Below are 18,798 nucleotides of genomic sequence, written 5' to 3' on the forward strand. Positions count from 1 at the left end.
ATATCATGCAGATTCTCGTTCGACCACCCACAAGGTGGCATCGTTGCGCTCAACTGGAGCCGGTTTTGCAGACGAGTTACATGCCGCAACAATGCTATCGAGATATGCAGGGATGATGCTGTCGTAATCGATACTGGTCAATGCAGGCTGCAGATAAGCACTGATTGGCTCATTGTCCACTCCAATTATGCGCATATCTTGAGGAACCCGTATACCTTGCTTTTGTGCTTGAGCCATAATCGGAGCAGCATGCTCATCATTGAAAGCACAGACCCCGTCACATTCTGCCTCTCTAAGCCTCTCGACCATCAATTTAGCCGACTGGCCGTTGTCGTGAAGAGAAATACTTCCATTGGAAACCAGTTCAAGACCTGCTGCCTCCAGGGCTCTACGAACACCCTTTATACGATCGTTCATCATGGCGCTACTACTCGGAGTCGCAGTCCCTACATAGGCAATCTTGTCACACCCTTTATTCAATAAATAATTCGCTTGAACTGTACCGAGCTGGACCTGGAAATCGGCAAACAACTGAATGGGTTGGCCCTTTATTGCCTCTTTATTCTGCGGCCTAAAAAACTCTACAACAGGTATACCCATTTGCTGTAGCATGGCTTTGTCATCGACACTCAGATCAAAAAAAGGCACGACTACGCTCGGAGTTATCTCCCACAAGAGCTGACGGAGCGGAGTGGTTGAACCCGCAGTTCTCGAGAAGATGCAAACCAGGCCTCGATCATGAAGTTTCTCGCTCAAGGAGCTCCATGCTTCATCCGCACGGGAGGAAGGCTCAGCGTTGACTGTCAGACAGAGCACAATTGATCCTTTGCCCTTTCTCAAGGTCCTTGCTGCTGCAGATGGAATAAATTCGAGCTCCTTGACTGCCTGAAGAACCTTTTTGCGGGTCTGCTCAGGAATGTTGGCAGCGCGGTGATTAAGCACCAAGCTGACCGTTGTTCTGGAAACGCCAGCTCGATTTGCCACATCCTGACTTTTCGCCTTTCGTCTGCTCATGCGGATGCCCCTCTACACCTCTATTTGACAAAATCCTAGATCAGTTTATTATAACTTAGTAACACGTGTTACTAATACGTGTTACTTGCGAGGATGCAAGATGAGCGAAGGAGATCAACTGTGAAAAACGAGGAAGCGGTCAGCGTCAGACGCCCCGTAAGCGTCACACGGATTCTTGTACTTCTGTTCCCAGCCATAGTTGGACTATATGGGGTGTACCAAGCAATCAATCAAGTTCTATTGCCTGCTCAGATCGTCAGCATCAATGCGACCAATAAGGTCCATGACACAGCCGTGGCTTCACTGGTCGAGTCAATCGTTGGCACTGTGATCCTTCCCATTGGCGCTGCTATTTCAGACAGAACACGTTCGAGGTTTGGGAAGCGGACGCCCTGGCTGATGTTCTCCGCAATAGGCACAGCACTCATGTGTGTTGGAATGGGCATGATGACCAGCATCGCCATGGTTATTGTTTTCGCGGGTTTGGTCTGGTTTTTCGCCAACTGGTTTCAGGGCGTTATCTACGCGGTAATTCCCGACAGGATTCCTGAGGAGAACCGAGGAGTAGCTTCTTCGGTCACTGGGTTGGGTCTTCCGTTTGGCATCCTAATTTTCGTCAACGTGGTATCACGAACCGGCCAGCACTGGGGATACGTGATCATTGGAGCTTTCATTCTTCTGGCTTCACTTCTGTTCTGCCTTTTTGCTCCAGAAGCCCCGTCCTTGGATATGCCTAAACCAGCGAGAAAGCAACATTCCAGTTGGAGCCTCAATGCTGTAGGACATTTCTTCTCTGCATTTCTCCACTGGGACTTCTCTATGGCTTTTCTATCAAGGTTCGCTTTCTACTTTGCATCTTTTGCCATATCCAATTTCACATTCTTTATTCTGACTGACTACATTGGCACTAAAAACCTCCCCGGCAACAACGCCACGGCAGGGGTTGCCACGGTTTCGACCATCTCCACCATCGCCCAGATAATCGCAATTGTGGTCTTCGGCAAGGTGGCAGATCTCCTCAACCGCAGAAAACTGATTGTCGCACTGTCCTCATTGGTCTTCATGACTTCATTCGTCGTCCCGCTCGTTATGCATAGCTGGACAGGAATGCTGATTTATGCGGCCATCAATGGGGCAGCAGGCGGCGTCTACTTCGCCGTAGATATTGCGGTCATGTCCTTGGTTCTGCCCAATAAGGCCAACGAGGGCAGGGATCTTGGCATCCTAGCCATTGCCACCTCGGTTCCGGCAGCAGTAGCCCCCCTGATCGGTTCTACGCTCATTAATGCCACCGGCTCCTATGTGTCTGTCTTCGTGTTTGGCATCGTGACCTCGTTGCTCGGCGGAATTTTTGCGATGCTGATTCGTTCGGTCAAGTGACCATAGTACTTAAAAAATTACTGTATGAAAGGAAGCAAATATCATGCCCTATGCTCACAACGGTGACATATCCATCTATTACGAAAAGTATGGTCCTGTCGATGGGCCTGCCCTGATCATGATTGAAGGATACACAGCTCAACTAGTTGGTTGGGACAAAGGATTCGTGCAGAAACTGAACGATCTGGGCATTCAGACCATTTTACTTGACAATAGGGATGTCGGTCTATCCAGCCAAACAGGAACTCCCGACCAAACTGACAAAGCTTATGACATTACCGACATGGCCAATGATGTCTTGGCGGTTGCAGATGCAGAAAAGCTCAAGACTTTCAACATCATGGGCGAATCAATGGGCGGAATGATCACACAAGAGGTTCTGGTCGATTATCCCGATCGCATTAGCTCAGCCGTCATCATGTTCACGGCCCCATCCTGGGGAAAGGAATGGATGTCGACTGCCGACTCTGCCGAGTCAGGTAACAACGCCGGTCTCGATGTCGCATCGAACCGCGACCAGGCCATCGATCTTTTCGTATCACGAGAAAAAGCCTGTCATGTCAATTCTGCCTATCCCTTCAATGAAGAGAAAGCCCGCCAACTGGGAGCGCTGACGTATGACCGTTGCTATCGACCCGACGGATGGAGGAGGCAGCAGGCTGCAACAAACTCCTTCAGTCTGGACCAAAACAAGCTCGGCAAATTGACCCTGCCAGCAGCAATCATTCATGGACGCCGCGATCCCTTCTTCAGCCCTAAAGCCGGCATTCGGATTTCCCAGCTACTCAGGAATTCAGAACTGCATATTTACTCTGGAATGGCCCATGAAATACCGGAACCACTCTGGGATGAATTCGCACAGATTGCTTCACGGACCATTCAGAGAGGCGAATCTAGTCGAGGCTAATAATCAGCCCTGGTTGAAGAATTCCGATGCCCTTGTAGCCTCTTCCTTCTTGACTCAGGAATCTTTGACTAGAGACTGGTAATCCACAGATTGTCGACAACCAGATCCTGGTAGCCAGCCATGTTGGCCTCCGAGCCGCTGCTGCCTTCCAGATCTGGTTGTCTGTCAGTGGAGTAAATGCCGAACCAGGTACCGCCATTCGGATCGCCAGTCAGCTCGAACTCGCATTTGGCAGTGACCCCCAGAGCCTTGTGCAGGGGATGCAGATGCAGGTTCGAGTTCTCACCGGAATACTCGCCTCTTCCTGTTGCCAGGGCGTATATGCCGTCTGATCCGCACTGGTAATCGAACGAGACCCTGTAGTGTCGGCCCGGCGCAAAGGGGACGTTCTGGGGAATGGTCTGGAAGAGGAGAGCGCGTCTTCCAGTCAGACCGTTGACTTTCAGAGACCAGTTACCCTGGAGGACATCATTCATCCTTTTGACCGTCCACCCGGCCTGAGTGAAGGGCTCATGCAGCTGGGCCAGGTGGATTCGGTTGTCTTCCACCCCTTCGGCCCCAGCTACCACAAAGGGCCAGATCCCCTGGACGTTATTCTCGAAGTCACAGGTAAGCTCAATCAGATGACCGTCCTGGTCCAGGCTGATGCCGTCATAGTCGTTCTCGACCAGGCGAATGTCGTCGACATACGCGACACCATCCCCTTCATGCGCCAAGGACAGACAGGTCTGCCCACCCTTAGGCGCCGTGAAGAAGAGATAGGCATTCTGAAAGTAGCTGCTGCCGTCAGTCGTTGGAGCATCGGTGTTGTGAGCATAGGCCTTGACATAGTTTTTGGCAATGCTCGGGCCGCTCATATTGCGAGCCAGCACCCCACCCTGGTCCGCTTCTATACTCAGCTCGACCTGGCCGCCACGGTTGTCAAGCCCTAGATAGAGGGCATACCGTCTACCTGGCACCAGGTTGGTCAGGGGTTGCACAGCACAGACCGAATCCTCAAGCCTGAGCATGGGATTGGCGCACTGGCCCTTGGTGATTGAGGCACGCCCGGGCCCCTTCACGGACCAGACCGACTGGAACAGCCTTTCGCCGCCGTTGAACCCTGCATCCACTAGATGCTCTCCCGACCAGTCCATCTGGACTCCCTGGCCCGCATGCCGGCAGACCAAGTAGGGTGTTCTGGGCTTGGCATCCAGGGTGAGGCTCCCCTGCACCACCGGAATCTCCCTTGACTCCGATCTGCCCTGGTCGGTCAGCCGGTAGACAATGACGGTAGAGGCATCGCGCCACGATTCCGGGAGCTCCCAGGCGGTCGAGCCGCCTGCAGTATTCCAGTGGTAGAGCTTCTGCTCATCTGGATCAAGCAGGTCACCTGTCTTGGCATTCCAGACCCAGGGCAGCAGATACGCCCCTTCGCCGGTTCCAGTTTCAATCCCAGGCTTGTCGGCCTTGGGGTCATTGGCCTTCAGATCGCCGACAAGCACCACGCAGCCATTCAGCCTCATCGTGCGCTCGCGGTAAGCGGGCGATGCCTGCTCATTGGAACCCCTGGAGATGATCAGTCTGTCACCTTGATCATTGACCAGCTCGATCTGTTCGTTCCCCTGATTTTTGGTCGAGTCACGTACTGAATCGACATTGATAGGGTCGTTGTACCAGGCCATGATTCTGAAGTGCTGGATGAACTTGGTCGAGAGGTCGCAGGTGTAGAGGTTATCCATATAGGCATCGAAGTCATTGCGCCCCTGCCAGCCCTCGAAGTCCTTCATGCTGTAGCCGCCCAGGAGCGGGGCGTTGGCTGCGCCTCCGAAGGCTCGGTGATCACCTATCCAGCTGTCTTTCTGGTGGTTGCGCAGAAAGCGCATGACCTGGGAATTCTCACCTTTGTCGCGGGGGGATCCATAGGTCAAATCCAGGGACCAATGCTGGAAGGTGGCGTCATACTCGTTGGCCGAAGCGTACTCCGTGCCAATCCCCCACCCGTTATCGGTCAAAATCTTCGAGAGCTGCCTGGTTTGCCAGGAATCCTCCTCCCCCGAGGTCCCATCGCCCCAGACATCCACGTACACGAAGTCCATCCTGTCACCGACCTCACGGGCGAGTGCGGCGAAGCGCTCCCTCCTGGCACCCGAGGCCAGGTCGTAGATGCCATCGATACCAACGGTCTGATCCAGCCAGTTCCAGCCGTAGCAGAGACCGCCCTTGTCGTCCCTGCGAATCATGTCTTCAGAAAAGGCCTTGGCCTCGGGAAACATCTCGTCCACATTGACATGGACGCCAAACCGGGCCCCATAGGCCTTGCCCCTGTCCATCAAAGCATTCAAGTCCTGGACTCCGCCCATTCGTCGACCGATGTCGTCGTAGTCCGGATGGCCAGAGTCGTGGCCCTCGTTGCCATATCCCTTGAGAAGTATGGACTGACCTAGGCCATCGGTGGCCAGGGCCACCCGCTTGACATTATCCAAGGTTGTCATGAAGGGATTCTGGGCCTGAGAGCCGAAGTTCATGGCTATGCGTCGTGCCACCTGATCCGGGATATCATCAGAACCGTACGGATTGTTCATGATGTGCCTGAAGGCGATGGCACCATCCTGCCAGTTGACCACCCCGTCATCATTCAGGTCTCCGGCCAGAGCCACGGCCATGGCGGGCTTGTCCGTCTCCCCGACCGTATAAGAGCGTCCATGGGAATCCTGGACCACCCGGTTGTATATCCAAGGTGCGCTGGTCAGGCCGAGGACGGTGACTCCGTCCACCTGGTCGCGAACCGCCAGAACCCTGGTGTTCTGCGCACCACCGGTTCCCGTTTTGCTGGCAGTGGTCCCGTCATGTTCGGAGTTGCTCCAGAGGCCGGCACTGAGGCCATCCGCAGAGAGGAAACCATACATGTAGTCCTGCCCAATAGGGTCCTCCTCCATCTGCTCGGTGACCGCCCGGTGTACATCACCACTGATGGAGACGTCCGCAGACATGCGAGCGCCGGTAAACTCCGCATGCGCCTGAGTACTGGCCACGGAAATCAGGCATTGTCCGGGGAAGGCCACCGTCTGGACTAGATGATCGGGGCAGGCCTGGTTCCGGATGGAGATCACTTCGAATCTCAGAGAGGCGTCCTCGACTGAGATACGGATCGCCAAAACCACATCGATCCCCTGACCTGCAGCAATCACATGAAGTCGATATACCAGACTGGTCTCATTCTCCCGCTCCAGCTCCACCCGATCGGGACCCAGCTCAATCTCGATGCCGTTGATGGCCACCAGACGCAGATCCCGGACCTGCCCAAGCATGGTTCTTTCAGCCTGAGGCGTCTTCAACCGATAGTCAATCACCGAAGGAAAGTCGGGCCTGAGGCGCACTTCCATTACTTGAGTACGCAGGGTCTCCCAGGAGTCCGTGGCACCCGGCCTCGCGATCGGCTGGTGTCCGCCCATGATTGTTTCATCCATCGGTCATCCCCTGTCATTGGTGTTATTCATCTACGCCACTACCGGCAACCCAGCCCCCGCAGGAACCCCTCGGTCTGCTCGGGCCGCTTAAAGACTGCGGTGTTGCCCAGGATCCGGGCGCAGACACTGCCGATCTCACTCTTAAGGGCCTCATGTACCTTGTCTGGATCATGCGAACCCTGCAGAGTCTTAGTAATTTCGCCATACTCCAGGCTGAAGTCGGCTACTTGTTCGGGAAGCCCGGTACCTGCCACCAGGGCCTCTTCCAGGCAGGCAAGCTGGCCGAGCAGCCTTCCGGGCAGGACGAAGAGCCCCTGGGCCTCAATCAGGCCAATGGGTTCCTGCTTGACCGGATAGAACTCCGGATGCACATGGAAGATGCCATCAGGAAACTCCGAACTGACACCGTTATTACGCAGGATCAGGCTCATCTCGTAGCCTCGGTCGGTCTTGACCAGGGTGGGCGACAGGGCTGATTGCCGCCCTTCTGATCCCTGGCTGGTGATGTTCAGGTCCGGGTTATCGTAATCCACCCAGGCCTGCCTGATGGTCTCGCTGGCCTCGATAATCTCCTGCCGCAATGGCGAAACCACTCTGACCACGGTCCCCGGCCAGTCCAGAATCTCGATAGGGGTATCAGGATGGCCGTCCAAGTGCAAGGTTCGCCAAGCCCTGGCCTGATGCATAGGCAGGCGCTCTCCTCCGCCCTGATAGTGGTCATGGGCCAGAACGGATCCGCCAATGCGGGGCAGGGCAGCGTTGCAGCCTAGGAAGTAGCCGGGAAAACGGTCCACAAAATCCAGCAGGTTCCCGAAGGTGTCCTGGTCCACGTGCATGGGGGTGTGATCAGCGTTGACACAGATGCCATGCTCGCGAAAGTACCCATAGGGCGAGAACTGCCAGAACCAGTCATGCCCACCCAGAGTCAGGGGGATGGTCCGCAGTGTACGCTTGTCACGCCCGGCGAAGCCCTCATTTTCATGGCAGATTGTGCACTTGGGGTACCCTCCTGCGGTGCTGTTGCCCGCCGCAGCCTTCTTCATATCCTTGAATTCCGGCTTGGCCAGGTTGACGGTGACCACCACGCCCCCGGATGAGAAACGAGGGTTCCTATCCAGGCGGGACTTTTTGATGTAGGTGTTTTTGACGCAATAGTCATAGAACCAGTGCATGGCGGCCATACCACCCTGGGCCCTCTCCACCTGTGTGAAGCGCCACTGCAGATGGGATGGCCTGGAGGACAGGATTCCCATAACCGTATCTGCCATGGAAGGGGCATCATCCTGAGCCATAAGTCCGGCACCCTCCAAAGCCTGTATAAAGGATTCCAGGAGATCATCGACGCCACCAGAGGCGGGATCAGCAGGTCCATCCCCGGAATCGTAGGAGTCCAAGGAGAAAAGCGCCAGTATCTGATTGCGAACCCAGTCGACATCGGACGGGTCCAGGTCCAGACTTGCACAGGCGTACCCGATCAGAGCGTCAAGGCTCCGGTAAACCCGTTTCAGCATCAGCTCCTCACCTCTTCGACCACCTGGGCGGTCATCTCCTGCATTTGGGCATCGTCAGCCTCCATCTCCTCAACCAAGCGCATCTGGGTATGGGTCCGCACCAGATTGTGCTCCGGGTAGGCGGTAGCGAAATAGGTGTCGCCCTGAAGGTAGTCGGTCAGAAAGCGCATGCCGCACTCCAGGGTCATAATCCTGCAGGAAGCCGGGAAGAGGCTCAGCTCCCGGTCCACGGCCTTTCTGGCCACGGCTCCCAGGAACCCTTGAGCATAGGCACGGTAAAGATCGGGGTTGAAATGAACCTTATCCAGATCACGCTCATCCTCCAGGGCTGTCGAGGCGCCGAAACGGATGGAGTCGCCGAAATCGAAGAGCATGGATCCAGGCATGATCGTGTCCAGGTCAATGATGGCCCTGGCCTTACCGGTGGCGGCATCCATCAGGATGTTGTTGAGCTTGGTGTCGTTATGGGTGACCCTGAGTGGAATGGATCCATCGGCCAGCCCTTCCATGATGATCGGGTACTGGTCGGCACGTTCCATATACCAGTCGATCTCGGTTCGGCAGGTGGATGCCCTGTCTTTGATATCTTCCTGAACAGTCCGTTTGAAAGTCTCGAACCGTTTGGGGGTGTCATGGAAGTGGGCGATGGTCTCGGTCAGCTGCGAGGCGTCGAAGAGCGCCAGGGAGTTCTGGAAGCGTCCGAAAGCCTGGCCCGCCTCCTTGAAGACCTCTGGGCTGGGGACCAGATCGTAGGAAATCGTGTTCTCGATGAAGGCATAGACCCGCCAAGCCCCACTTGCCAGCTCGCAGTATGTATTGCCCTCTCTATTGCGGATGATATCCAGAGTCTCCTGGCCCTGCGAGCGCAGGAATTCGGTCACCAACTCGATGTTGCGCATCAGGGAGGCCGTATCAGGGAAAACCGAGGTGTTCATTCGCTGCAAAATGTAACGACGCTTGTCCGTTTGTATTAGATAAGTCTGATTGATGTGCCCGTTTCCATAAGGGGCAATGCTCTCCACACGCCCTTCGATGGGGTAGCGAGCGGCAACCGCGGCCAGCTCCTGATCTTGAACCGTCGTCATAATAGCCCCTTTCCTGCCGAACCTGCCCTTATGCCTGCTGCCAGACCATGGCGCTGGGTTCCAGGACAATATCTCTGACCTGGCCGTCCGCCTGACGAACGCTGGTCTCCTGGGGCTGGTCGGTGTTGTTGACGACGCAGTAGACACCCTCCTGTGGGAAGTAGGCCACCTCACAATGAGGGTTGGTGCAGCTCCAGTCCCCGTACCGGTCCTGTTGCCCACTGGCGTAGAAGAGGATCCGTTCAAGAAGCCTGGCGTTGACGGCCGAATAGGGCAGTCCGGAAAGGTAGACCCCACGGCCTATGCCATACTGGTTGACCGCCAGCTGCACCTGACCCTGGTCGGCCCTGAGCAGGGTGACATCCCCGTTGATGGGGTAGGTGTTCACCACTGGCTCTCCGAAGTCCGCCTTGCCGTCCTCGGGCAGATCGGCGGTGATGAAGTGCTTCTCGGTGACCTTCGGGAAGTACTTGTCTACCGAAAGGGTGTGGAAGCGCTCCTGATCAACGCCGAAAACGTCGGCCAATTGGAAGAAGCGCCCCTCTCTTTCCAGAGCAGTCGGCTGGCCTATGCCGACCAGGGCCCCTCCCCCGTCGACCCAGGATCGCAGGGTCTCCAGCAGGGCAGGATTCTTCCAGACCCCGCCACCACTGAAGGCCGTATCGGCCGGACCACCGGTGATGATCACATCCAGGTCATGATCCACGCCGTGGGCCAGAATGTCGTCGAAGCTGATGAAGCGGACGTTCACCCTCATGCCCGACAGTGCCTCCAGAACCCCGTAGTAGGAGTATGTCTGCTTGTTAGGCAGGGCGTGCGCCACCGTGTAGGCCATCCAAGAACGCATGGCGCCCCAGGAATTCAGCACCGCCACATTGAGCTGGCCCTGTGCCGCCCTCCCCTTGATCCTGTCGTGCAGATCGCGGAACTCGTCTGCGATGCGGGCCACGGTCTGAACGAACTTGGGGAACTTGGCCGCCAGGGATGGGTAGCCGCCGTAGCCCATGCGCGATATGGGGCTGCGCAGGATGGCCCTACGGGCCTTGCGCCAATTGTCCAGCCCCTCGATGCTGGGATCGTTGCCCTCATGGAAGGTATCAGGGAAGAAGTATGGCAGAAAACGACCTTCGGTATAGCGGACCCCTGGAATATCGGAGATCATGCGCAGGGTAGTACCGTCGCCCACGGACCCGACCACAGCATCCAGACCCAGCTTCTCGAAGCCCGGCTTGTAGGGCTCGGTGCCGATCCACTGGTCTCCCAGGAACATCATGGCTTCCTTGCCTGCCTGGTGGGTCATATCGACCATGGTCTTGACATTCTCCCGCACAAAATCCGAGAGGAAATCGATCCAATCACGCTGCGCCCTGCCAGGAATGCAGAAGGAGGAGTTGTAGCTGCCCTTATTGATGAAGTCCTCTGGACGCAGACGGTAACCGTACCGGGTTTCGAAATCGTCCAAGGCCTGGGGGGAGACCGTGCAGGCATATCCGAACCAATCCACCAGCTTCTCCCGGTGGAGCTGGTCGAAGATCAGCGTGAACTGGTAGAAGAAGGTGGTGAACCGGACCACGTCGGTCGCCGGGTTCTCATCCAGCCACTGCCAATAGGCATCCATGACGAACTTTCGGGTGGCAGGGTGGTAGATGTCCAGGGGAATCTCGTGTTCCTTGTCGCCCCAGTCGTTGGTCAGGTGGTTGTACATCTCGACCGGATCCCAGATGATGTAGGCCAGGAAGGACGCCGTGTACTCATGCATGGAGGTGGCCCCGGTCACGCGAACCAAGTCCTGATCCGGATCCAGGCTCCACTCCGACTGGTCCAGGACCCGTCCGGCGGTGCGGTCGATGACCTCCCAGTACCGGTGGGGGTCGGCATCCCTGTTGGGCCTGAGCTGCTGGTCGAAGTAGCGGTCCATCAAGGGAATCTGCACTTGGTCTTCGTGGGCCAGTACGCGCTCAGACATGAGGTAGACCTGCGGGGTCTCGTCCATGTGCTTGCTGATCCACTCGTTGTGGGCGCGAGTAGGGAAGTAGGCGCTGTACACCTTCATCCCTAAGTTCAGCAGCTCCTGGTCCAAACGGGTGCCGTCCGAGTTACGAATGGCATCCGCTCCCCAGAGCTTGGCCAGCTCCTTGGTCTTTTCGGCAAAGTTCTCTTCGCCCGGCAGGGTAAAGCGCCCGGTCGTGGTCATTGAATCGAATCTCCTTGGAATATCTCGTAACGGAATGACTGAAAAACTGTGTGCAGCCGTGGACTCTTACTCCTTGACCGAACCGGCGGTCAGTCCAGCCTGCCAGAACCGCTGCAGGCAGAAGAAGAGGATGATCACCGGCAGAACACCCAGCAGGGACCCCATCATCAGCGCCCCTCGATCGGTAAAGACCGGCAGAGAGACCAGACCATAGAGGCCCAGGGTCACTGGGAAGAGGTTCTCGCTGGAGAGCATCATCAGCGGCAGGAGGAAGTTGTTCCAGGTGGCCACGAAGAGGAAGAGGAAGATCGTGACCATGGCGGGCGCAAGAATCCTGAGCACAATCGTGAAGAAGATCCTGGCCTCACCGGCACCGTCGATCCTGGCCGCCTCCAGAAGCTCGGTAGGTACCGAACTTTGGGCGTATACCCTTCCCAGGAAGAAACCGAAGGGCGAGACCGAGCAGGGGATGATCACTGCCAGCATGGTGTTGCTCAGATGCAGGGCGTTGAAGATGGAGTACTGGGGGATGGTCATCAGCGCCGAGGGCATCAGCAGGGCAGACATGGCGATGGTCATGACGACGCCCCTGCCCCGGAACTGGAACTTGGCTGTGCCATACCCGGCCATGACCGAAACCACCGTGCCGATCAGGGCGGAGACCCCTGAATAGATCAAGGAATTGAAGACCCAGTGCCAGAACTGCGAGTGGGTCCAGCCCAGGAGGATCGAGTAGTTGGTGGCCACCGCCTGGGGAATCTTCTTCAGGTCGACAGCAAACCAGAGGCCGTTGCTGCTGACCAGCTGGGAGGGTGACTTGGTAGAGGCGATGATGGCCCAATAGATGGGAAAGAGGAAGTAGATCAGAGCGAAGACCAGGACCACGATGGTGGTAATCTTGACCACCTTGGTGGGTCTCATGGAGCGAGGCAGCTCATCGGCCTTCTGCTTGAGGAGCTTGTCCTGCTTTTTTGCAAGGCGTGCGGGATTGGCCGAGGTCATGATTCATTCACCTTCCTCTCGATGTATGCGTAGAGGGCGGCAAGGACCCCGGCAATCAGCGCCATGACAATTGCGATGGCTGAAGCCGGACCGTCACCCTTGGGGGTGAGGATGCCCCGTGATGTGTTCATGGCCATCATCATGGGGGTGTAGGAGTTCGATATGCCCTTGTCGACGGTCTGCATGACCTGGGGCTCGTTGAAGAGCTGGATGCTGCCGATGATGGACAGGAGCATGGCCAGGAGGGCGGCCCCCCTGACGTTGGGGAGTTTGATCCTCATGGCGATCTGGAAGCCATTGGCTCCGTCGATTCGAGCAGCCTCGTAGAGGTCACGCGGGATGGCCTGGAGGGCTGCCAGGAAGATCAGCATGTTGTAGCCCGTGAAGGTCCAGGTGGTGATGTTGGCCATGGAGGCGATCAGAGCGTTGGATGCGAAGAAGTTGACGTGTATTCCTATGGCTGCCAGGCCCTTGACGATGGGCGAGAACTGGTCGTTGTAAAGGAACACCCAGATGATGGCCGCGATCGCGCCCGGGATGGCATAGGGAAGGAAGTAGCCCAGCCGATAAGGGGTGACATGCTTGACGATGAAGGAATCCAGAAGCATGGCCAGGGCCAGGGCTGCGATGATCATGACCGGGACCTGGATGACCGTGTAGATCAGGACCCTGCCGATGCCGGTCCAGAAGGCCGCGGAGGTGACTGTAAATCGGAAGTTCTCCAACCCGACGAACTTATTGATCATCTCGCCCCCGCCGTAGGCGCCGCCGCCCGAGGCCACCTGCTGGAAGAAGCTCATATAGACGGCGTAGGCAATGGGGATGATGAAGACAATCGCAAAGAGGATGCAGAAAGGCATCATGAATGCCCAACCCGTCCGTTCGTTGCGTTTGGTGATCTCGGATCTCCTCTTCTTCTGCGCCCCTGCCTCAGCTGCTGTTCGATGGCTCATGTGAAAACCCATCCTCCCGGAACCTATAAGGCGAGCGACCTTCCAGCAGGCGGGGAACACGAGCCACAGACCCGGGTTCCCCAACCTGTTGAGAATTGTCAGGGAAGGCCTCCCTACTGTATCCGCCGAAGAGCGGTTACCGATCAATCCTTGGCGATCGGAAGGCCATAATCCTTCAGTGTGGCAAGGGACGTCTTCTGCGCTGCATCGAAGGCATCGGAGACCTTGGCTTGACCCTTGCCGGCCTTGTCCGCAGCCTCGCCGACGGCGCTGCTCACCGCGGAGAATCCGGGCATGTAGTTGAAGGAACCCATGTTGGCATTGGCCTTAGCGAATTCCGCCATCACGTCCTGCCCGCCGAAGAATTCGGTCCAGGACTGAGGGGTCTTGGCTTTCTCGGTGGAGGCCGCGACAATCAGACCCTGAGAGGTCAGATCAGGCACCTGGGTGTTGAACCAATCCAGGAACTCCATGGCCTCTGCCTTGTGCTTGGTGCCCTTGATGGCTGCAACACCCGAACCGCCGTTGGGTCCGGTCTTCTCGCCGTTCTTGAACCAGTCGCCGATCTGGGTGACCCTCCACTGGCCCTTGCCGGCATCACCGATCCAGTCCATCATGATCGGGGCATTCCAGGCGGCATCAATGGATCCGATGATGGAGCCGTCATGGAAGGCACCAGCGAAGGAGGGGTCGGTGCTGGGGGTCAGATTCATCGCCTTGGCATCGAGCAGCTGCTGGTAGAAGTCGGCCGTGGCCTTGGAGCCGGGCGTATCAACATTGACGACCCACTTGCCGTCCTTGATTTTGTACCAGGGAGATGACGCGCCGGAAAGGGCGGAGAAGGCCATGCCTGCACCATCGGGCTGGTAGGTCATGATGTACTTACCCTGAGCCGCTGCCTTCTTGGCCGATTCGATGAATTCCTCGGCCGTGGTGGGGACCTTAATGCCCAGCTTGTCGAATTCCGTCTTGTTGTAGTAGTAGACCATGGGGCCGGTATCCTGGGGCAGACCGAAGACCTTGCCGTCTACGCTCATAAGCTTGCTGGGACCCTCTGCGAAGTCTTTGGAGTACTTGCCTGCCTCTGCAGTGACATCCTCGACGATGCCCTTGGTATAGACCTCAGGCAACTCAGCGTAGCCTACCTGGGCCAGATCGGGAGCATTACCGGCCTTGACGTCGGTCTCCAGCTTCTTAATCAGGTCGCCGGGGCTGCCGTTGAACTTGGTAGCCTTGACCTGGATGTTCGGGTGATCCTTGTTCCACCTGGCCACGGTGTCCTTGACCATGGTCATGCCCTGCTTGTCGGGAAGACGGTGCAGGTATGTCAGTTCGACCTTGCCGCCCGACTTGGTGTCACCGCTCTTGTTGGCATCGGATCCGCCGGAGGAACCGCACCCGGCCAGTGCCATGCTTAAGGCCGCGACTGCAGCCATGGCCGCCATTATGCGTTTGTTGCTGGTTCTCATCTAGACTCACCCCTTCACAAAAACATCATTGTCTTACCTCGAAGTTCACATTCAGTATAGCAGTACTTATTTGCAAGGATAGTTTATTAATTCAATTATAAGAATTGTAGATTTAGCAAAGCAGTGCTAAACCACGGGATTTTCATTTGATTACCTTCGTTCACAATTGATATCGATCTATTGGATCCAATGCGTTCTAAGCGAGAGTAGTGATTTGCAGTAGCGGCGCTTTCGACGACTTCACCCCATGCCCTATAGGCGAGCGATCCGGCCTTGTCTGAGAATCCATCTATGCTTACCCGTAATTGCAAAGCCACTGAAGAGGTCGCCGAACCTATCAGTAACCGGGATCAGACAGTGCGGTGTCGCCTATTCCCGGCGAAAGGATGTCCGGCCGAAACGGTTCGGATCCGCCCATCCGACCCGTTGGGCCCGGGTCGAACAGGTCCGGGACTGTCGCAACCAGATGTTGCGGAGCGCTATGTGCAGTGTCACAGACAGGCAACCCGCCTGGATTTCGCCTGAGCGGAACCGGCCGGAACCGTCGTCATAGGGCTCTCAGGTCAGTTCGAGGAGAAGAGCAGTCATGGCGACCAGGCAGGGCGGGAAAGACGACCCCTCCGCATCCGACGACCGGGTCCAACGCAACCTCAAGACCCGACACGTCACCATGATCGCCCTGGGCGGCTGCATCGGCACGGGCCTGTTCATGACCTCCGGATCCACTATCGCCAAGGCCGGACCGGGAGGCGCGCTGGTGGCCTACGCGGCCATGGGCCTCATGGTCTACTTCCTGATGACCAGCCTGGGCGAGCTGGCCACCCACCTGCCCACTTCCGGTTCCTTCGCCGCCTACAACGCCCGCTATGTGGATCCGGCCCTGGGCTTCGCCATGGGCTGGAACTACTGGCTGAACTGGGCCATCACCGTGGCTGTGGACATCTCCACCGCCGCCCTGCTGATCCAGTACTGGCTGCCCCACACCCCAGGATGGATATGGAGCCTGCTGGTCCTGGTGGTCATTTTCCTGATCAACGCCCTGACCGTGTCCACCTTTGGCGAGACCGAGTTCTGGCTCTCCCTGATCAAGGTAGTGACAGTGATTGTCTTCCTGGTCATCGGTCTGGCCATGATCTGCGGCATCATGTTCCGCCCGGCCGTGGGCCTGGGCAACTTCACCTACAAGGATGCGCCTTTCGTGGGCGGATTCCCCGCCATTCTCAACGTCTTTTTGATTGCCGGCTTCTCCTTCCAGGGCACCGAGCTGATCGGCGTCACGGCCGGCGAGTCCGAAAACCCCGGCAAGGCGGTACCCAAGGCCATCAATGATGTCTTCTGGAGGATCCTGCTCTTCTATATCCTGTCCATCTTCGTCATCGCCGCGCTGATCCCCTACACCAGCCCCAACCTGCTCAGCTCCGCCCAGGGGGACATCGCCATGTCGCCCTTCACCATGGTCTTCCAGCGGGCGGGTCTGGCCTCGGCGGCCAGCGTCATGAACGCCATCATCCTGACCTCGGTCCTCTCGTCCGCCAACTCAGGGGTCTACGCTTCCACCCGGATGCTCTACGCCCTTGCCAAGGACCATTACGCCCCGGCCTTCTTCGGGCACACCACCCGTCATGGCATCCCCATGGCCTCGCTGGTCGCCACCCTGGTGGTCTCCCTGGCCACCTTTGCCGCCAGCATCTTTGGCCAGCGGATCTACATGTGGCTGGTGGCCGCTTCGGGCCTGACCGGATTCATCGTCTGGATCGGCATCGCTCTGAGCCACTATCGCTTCCGCCGCGCCTGGGTGGTCCAGGGCCACCGGGTTGAGGAGCTGCGCTACCATGCCAAGCTCTTCCCCCTGGGGCCCATCCTGGCCCTGATTCTGTGCATCATCGTCATCGGCGGGCAGAACATCGAGGCCTTCGTCAACTGGAACTGGCAGGAGATCGGCGTCACCTACATCAGCGTGCCCCTGGTGCTTGCCCTCTACCTGGGCTACAAGATCCGCTACCATACCCGGATCGTGCCCCTGAAGACGATGGATTTGAGCGGGGATCCGGAATCGCTATGAACAATTGGTCAACTAGCATGACATATTGTGGCCATGGGAGGCGGAAAGCCACACCAGTGGCATAGACTCCCTAATCGTTCGAGGACCGGCTCAAGGACCCGGTCATATGAATCTGTTCCGGCATCCAGCCGGCATATCAGGAATCGCAATTTCAGTACGACCCCGGACTCCCCGGTGCGTCGCCCAGCCAAAAGGAGGAGGATCATGACGCAGAACACCAGCAATGCAGCGTCGAACACCAATCAATCCGACCGGGCCGGGCAAGAGCACCATGGCTACGGCAGCGTCAAGCGCAACCTCAAGACCCGCCACATCTCCATGATCGCCCTGGGCGGCTGCATCGGCACCGGCCTGTTCATGACCTCAGGCTCCACCATCTCCACAGCCGGCCCCGGCGGCGGACTTCTGGCCTACATAGCCATGGGCGTCATGGTCTACTTCCTGATGACCAGCCTGGGCGAGCTGGCCACCCACCTGCCGGTGTCGGGATCCTTCGCCGCCTACAGCGCCCGCTACGTGGATCCGGCCCTGGGCTTTGCCATGGGCTGGGACTACTGGCTGAACTGGACCATCTCGGGTGCCGTGGACATCTCCACCGCCGCCCTGCTGATCCAGTACTGGCTGCCCCACACCCCGGGATGGATCTGGAGCCTGCTGGTCCTGGTCATCGTCTTCCTGATCAACGCCCTGACGGTCTCCGCTTTCGGGGAGACCGAGTTCTGGCTCTCCCTGATCAAGGTGGCCACCATCATCGTCTTCCTGGTCATCGGCATGGCCATGATCTGCGGCATCATGTTCCAGCCGGCGGTCGGCCTGAAGAACTTCACCTACAAGGACGCCCCCTTCGTGGGAGGCTTCCCGGCCATCATGAGCGTCTTCCTGATCGCCGGCTACTCCTTCCAGGGCACAGAGGTGGTGGGCGTAACCGCCGGGGAATCCGAAAACCCCGGCAAGGCGGTCCCCAAGGCCATCAACGACGTCTTCTGGCGGATCCTGCTCTTCTATGTGCTGTCCATCTTCGTCATCGCTGCCCTGATCCCCTACACCAGCCCCAACCTCCTGGGTGCCTCTGACGGGAACATCGCCATGTCGCCCTTCACCCTGGTCTTCCAGCGGGCCGGCCTGGCCTCGGCAGCCAGCGTCATGAACGCAGTGGTGCTGACATCCATCCTTTCGGCCGTCAACACCGGGGCCTACGCCTCCAGCCGCATGCTCTACGGGCTGGCCAAGGACCACTATGCCCCGGCCATCTTCGCCAAGACCACCAAGCGGGGCATCCCCCTGGCAGCTCTGGTAGCCACGGTCTGCATGTCCCTGGCCACCTTCGCCTCCAGCATCTTCGGCCAGTCTTTCTACATGTGGCTGGTGACCGCCACTGGACTGACCGGGTTCATCGCCTGGATCGGCATCGCCCTGAGCCACTTCCGCTTCCGGAGGGCCTTCAAGCTCCAGGGACACGACCTGAGCGAACTCAAGTACCACTCCAAGATCTACCCGCTGGGCCCGATCCTGGCCATGGTGCTCTGCGTCATCGTCATCGCCGGACAGGACATCCCCTCCCTGCTCAGCCTGAACTGGTCGCACATGGCCATGACCTACTTCAGCGTGGTGCTGGTCCTGGTCCTCTATCTGGGCTTCAAGTTCGTCAACCACACCAAGATCGTGCGCCTCAAGGACATGGACGTGTCCGGCGCCGAATCCGCCCGCTGAAGCAGAAGGTGCCCCGCAGATGATCTGTTCCATCTACGGGGCACCATCAGGCCAAGCCCAAG

The 18,798-nt window shown here is 57.7% G+C and carries 12 protein-coding genes and 1 riboswitch; of the genes, 4 read left to right on the plus strand and 8 right to left on the minus strand.

Annotation, left to right across the window (positions count from 1 at the left end):
- Positions 1-3 precede the first annotated feature (3 nt).
- Positions 4-1,014, minus strand: a complete 1,011-nt coding sequence (locus H3T92_RS03980) for a LacI family DNA-binding transcriptional regulator (RefSeq protein WP_144084848.1) — start codon at positions 1,012-1,014, stop codon at positions 4-6.
- Positions 1,015-1,134: 120 nt separating this feature from the next.
- On the opposite strand from H3T92_RS03980, the gene H3T92_RS03985 reads away from it, so the two are divergent.
- The gene (locus H3T92_RS03985) at positions 1,135-2,394 is read left to right on the plus strand and encodes an MFS transporter (RefSeq protein ID WP_186279306.1); all 1,260 of its coding nucleotides are present in this window, start codon (positions 1,135-1,137) and stop codon (positions 2,392-2,394) included.
- A gap of 43 nt (positions 2,395-2,437) precedes the next feature.
- Positions 2,438-3,301: an alpha/beta fold hydrolase gene (locus H3T92_RS03990; RefSeq protein ID WP_144084846.1), complete on the plus strand. Its 864-nt coding sequence runs from the start codon at positions 2,438-2,440 to the stop codon at positions 3,299-3,301.
- A 68-nt stretch (positions 3,302-3,369) separates the two neighbouring features.
- Here the strand turns inward: H3T92_RS03990 and H3T92_RS03995 are convergent, their stop codons facing one another.
- The 7 genes from H3T92_RS03995 to H3T92_RS04025 all read right to left on the minus strand — a co-directional run bounded on the left by H3T92_RS03995 (position 3,370) and on the right by H3T92_RS04025 (position 14,964).
- Entirely contained in the window at positions 3,370-6,750 is a 3,381-nt protein-coding gene (locus H3T92_RS03995) for an endo-alpha-N-acetylgalactosaminidase family protein (RefSeq protein WP_144084845.1), read from the minus strand.
- A gap of 38 nt (positions 6,751-6,788) precedes the next feature.
- Positions 6,789-8,261, minus strand: a complete 1,473-nt coding sequence (locus H3T92_RS04000; RefSeq protein WP_144084844.1) for a UDP-glucose--hexose-1-phosphate uridylyltransferase — start codon at positions 8,259-8,261, stop codon at positions 6,789-6,791.
- On the minus strand, positions 8,261-9,346 hold the full coding sequence (locus tag H3T92_RS04005; RefSeq protein ID WP_144084843.1) for a phosphotransferase enzyme family protein: 1,086 nt from the start codon (positions 9,344-9,346) through the stop codon (positions 8,261-8,263). The genes H3T92_RS04000 and H3T92_RS04005 overlap by 1 nt, the downstream gene beginning before the upstream one ends.
- Before the next feature lie 28 nt (positions 9,347-9,374).
- On the minus strand, positions 9,375-11,540 hold the full coding sequence (gene gnpA, locus H3T92_RS04010) for a 1,3-beta-galactosyl-N-acetylhexosamine phosphorylase (protein ID WP_144084842.1): 2,166 nt from the start codon (positions 11,538-11,540) through the stop codon (positions 9,375-9,377).
- Positions 11,541-11,606: 66 nt separating this feature from the next.
- The gene (locus tag H3T92_RS04015) at positions 11,607-12,542 is read right to left on the minus strand and encodes a carbohydrate ABC transporter permease (RefSeq protein ID WP_024627072.1); all 936 of its coding nucleotides are present in this window, start codon (positions 12,540-12,542) and stop codon (positions 11,607-11,609) included.
- On the minus strand, positions 12,539-13,495 hold the full coding sequence (locus tag H3T92_RS04020) for a carbohydrate ABC transporter permease (RefSeq protein ID WP_373924693.1): 957 nt from the start codon (positions 13,493-13,495) through the stop codon (positions 12,539-12,541). The genes H3T92_RS04015 and H3T92_RS04020 overlap by 4 nt, the downstream gene beginning before the upstream one ends.
- Before the next feature lie 143 nt (positions 13,496-13,638).
- Positions 13,639-14,964: an ABC transporter substrate-binding protein gene (locus H3T92_RS04025; protein WP_144084841.1), complete on the minus strand. Its 1,326-nt coding sequence runs from the start codon at positions 14,962-14,964 to the stop codon at positions 13,639-13,641.
- A 311-nt stretch (positions 14,965-15,275) separates the two neighbouring features.
- Positions 15,276-15,454: riboswitch (Lysine riboswitch) on the plus strand.
- A 96-nt stretch (positions 15,455-15,550) separates the two neighbouring features.
- Here H3T92_RS04025 and H3T92_RS04030 point away from each other — a divergent pair.
- Both H3T92_RS04030 and H3T92_RS04035 read left to right on the plus strand, forming a co-directional pair.
- A complete protein-coding gene (locus H3T92_RS04030; RefSeq protein ID WP_144084840.1) occupies positions 15,551-17,026 on the plus strand; it encodes an amino acid permease in 1,476 nt (491 codons plus the stop codon).
- 204 nt (positions 17,027-17,230) lie between these two features.
- Complete coding sequence (locus tag H3T92_RS04035) at positions 17,231-18,736, plus strand: amino acid permease (RefSeq protein ID WP_144084839.1); 1,506 nt, start codon at positions 17,231-17,233, stop codon at positions 18,734-18,736.
- Positions 18,737-18,798: the final 62 nt, after the last annotated feature.

It is taken from the genome of Bifidobacterium sp. W8112, assembly GCF_016101425.1.
In the GTDB taxonomy this organism is placed as follows: Bacteria; Actinomycetota; Actinomycetes; order Actinomycetales; family Bifidobacteriaceae; genus Bombiscardovia; species Bombiscardovia apousia.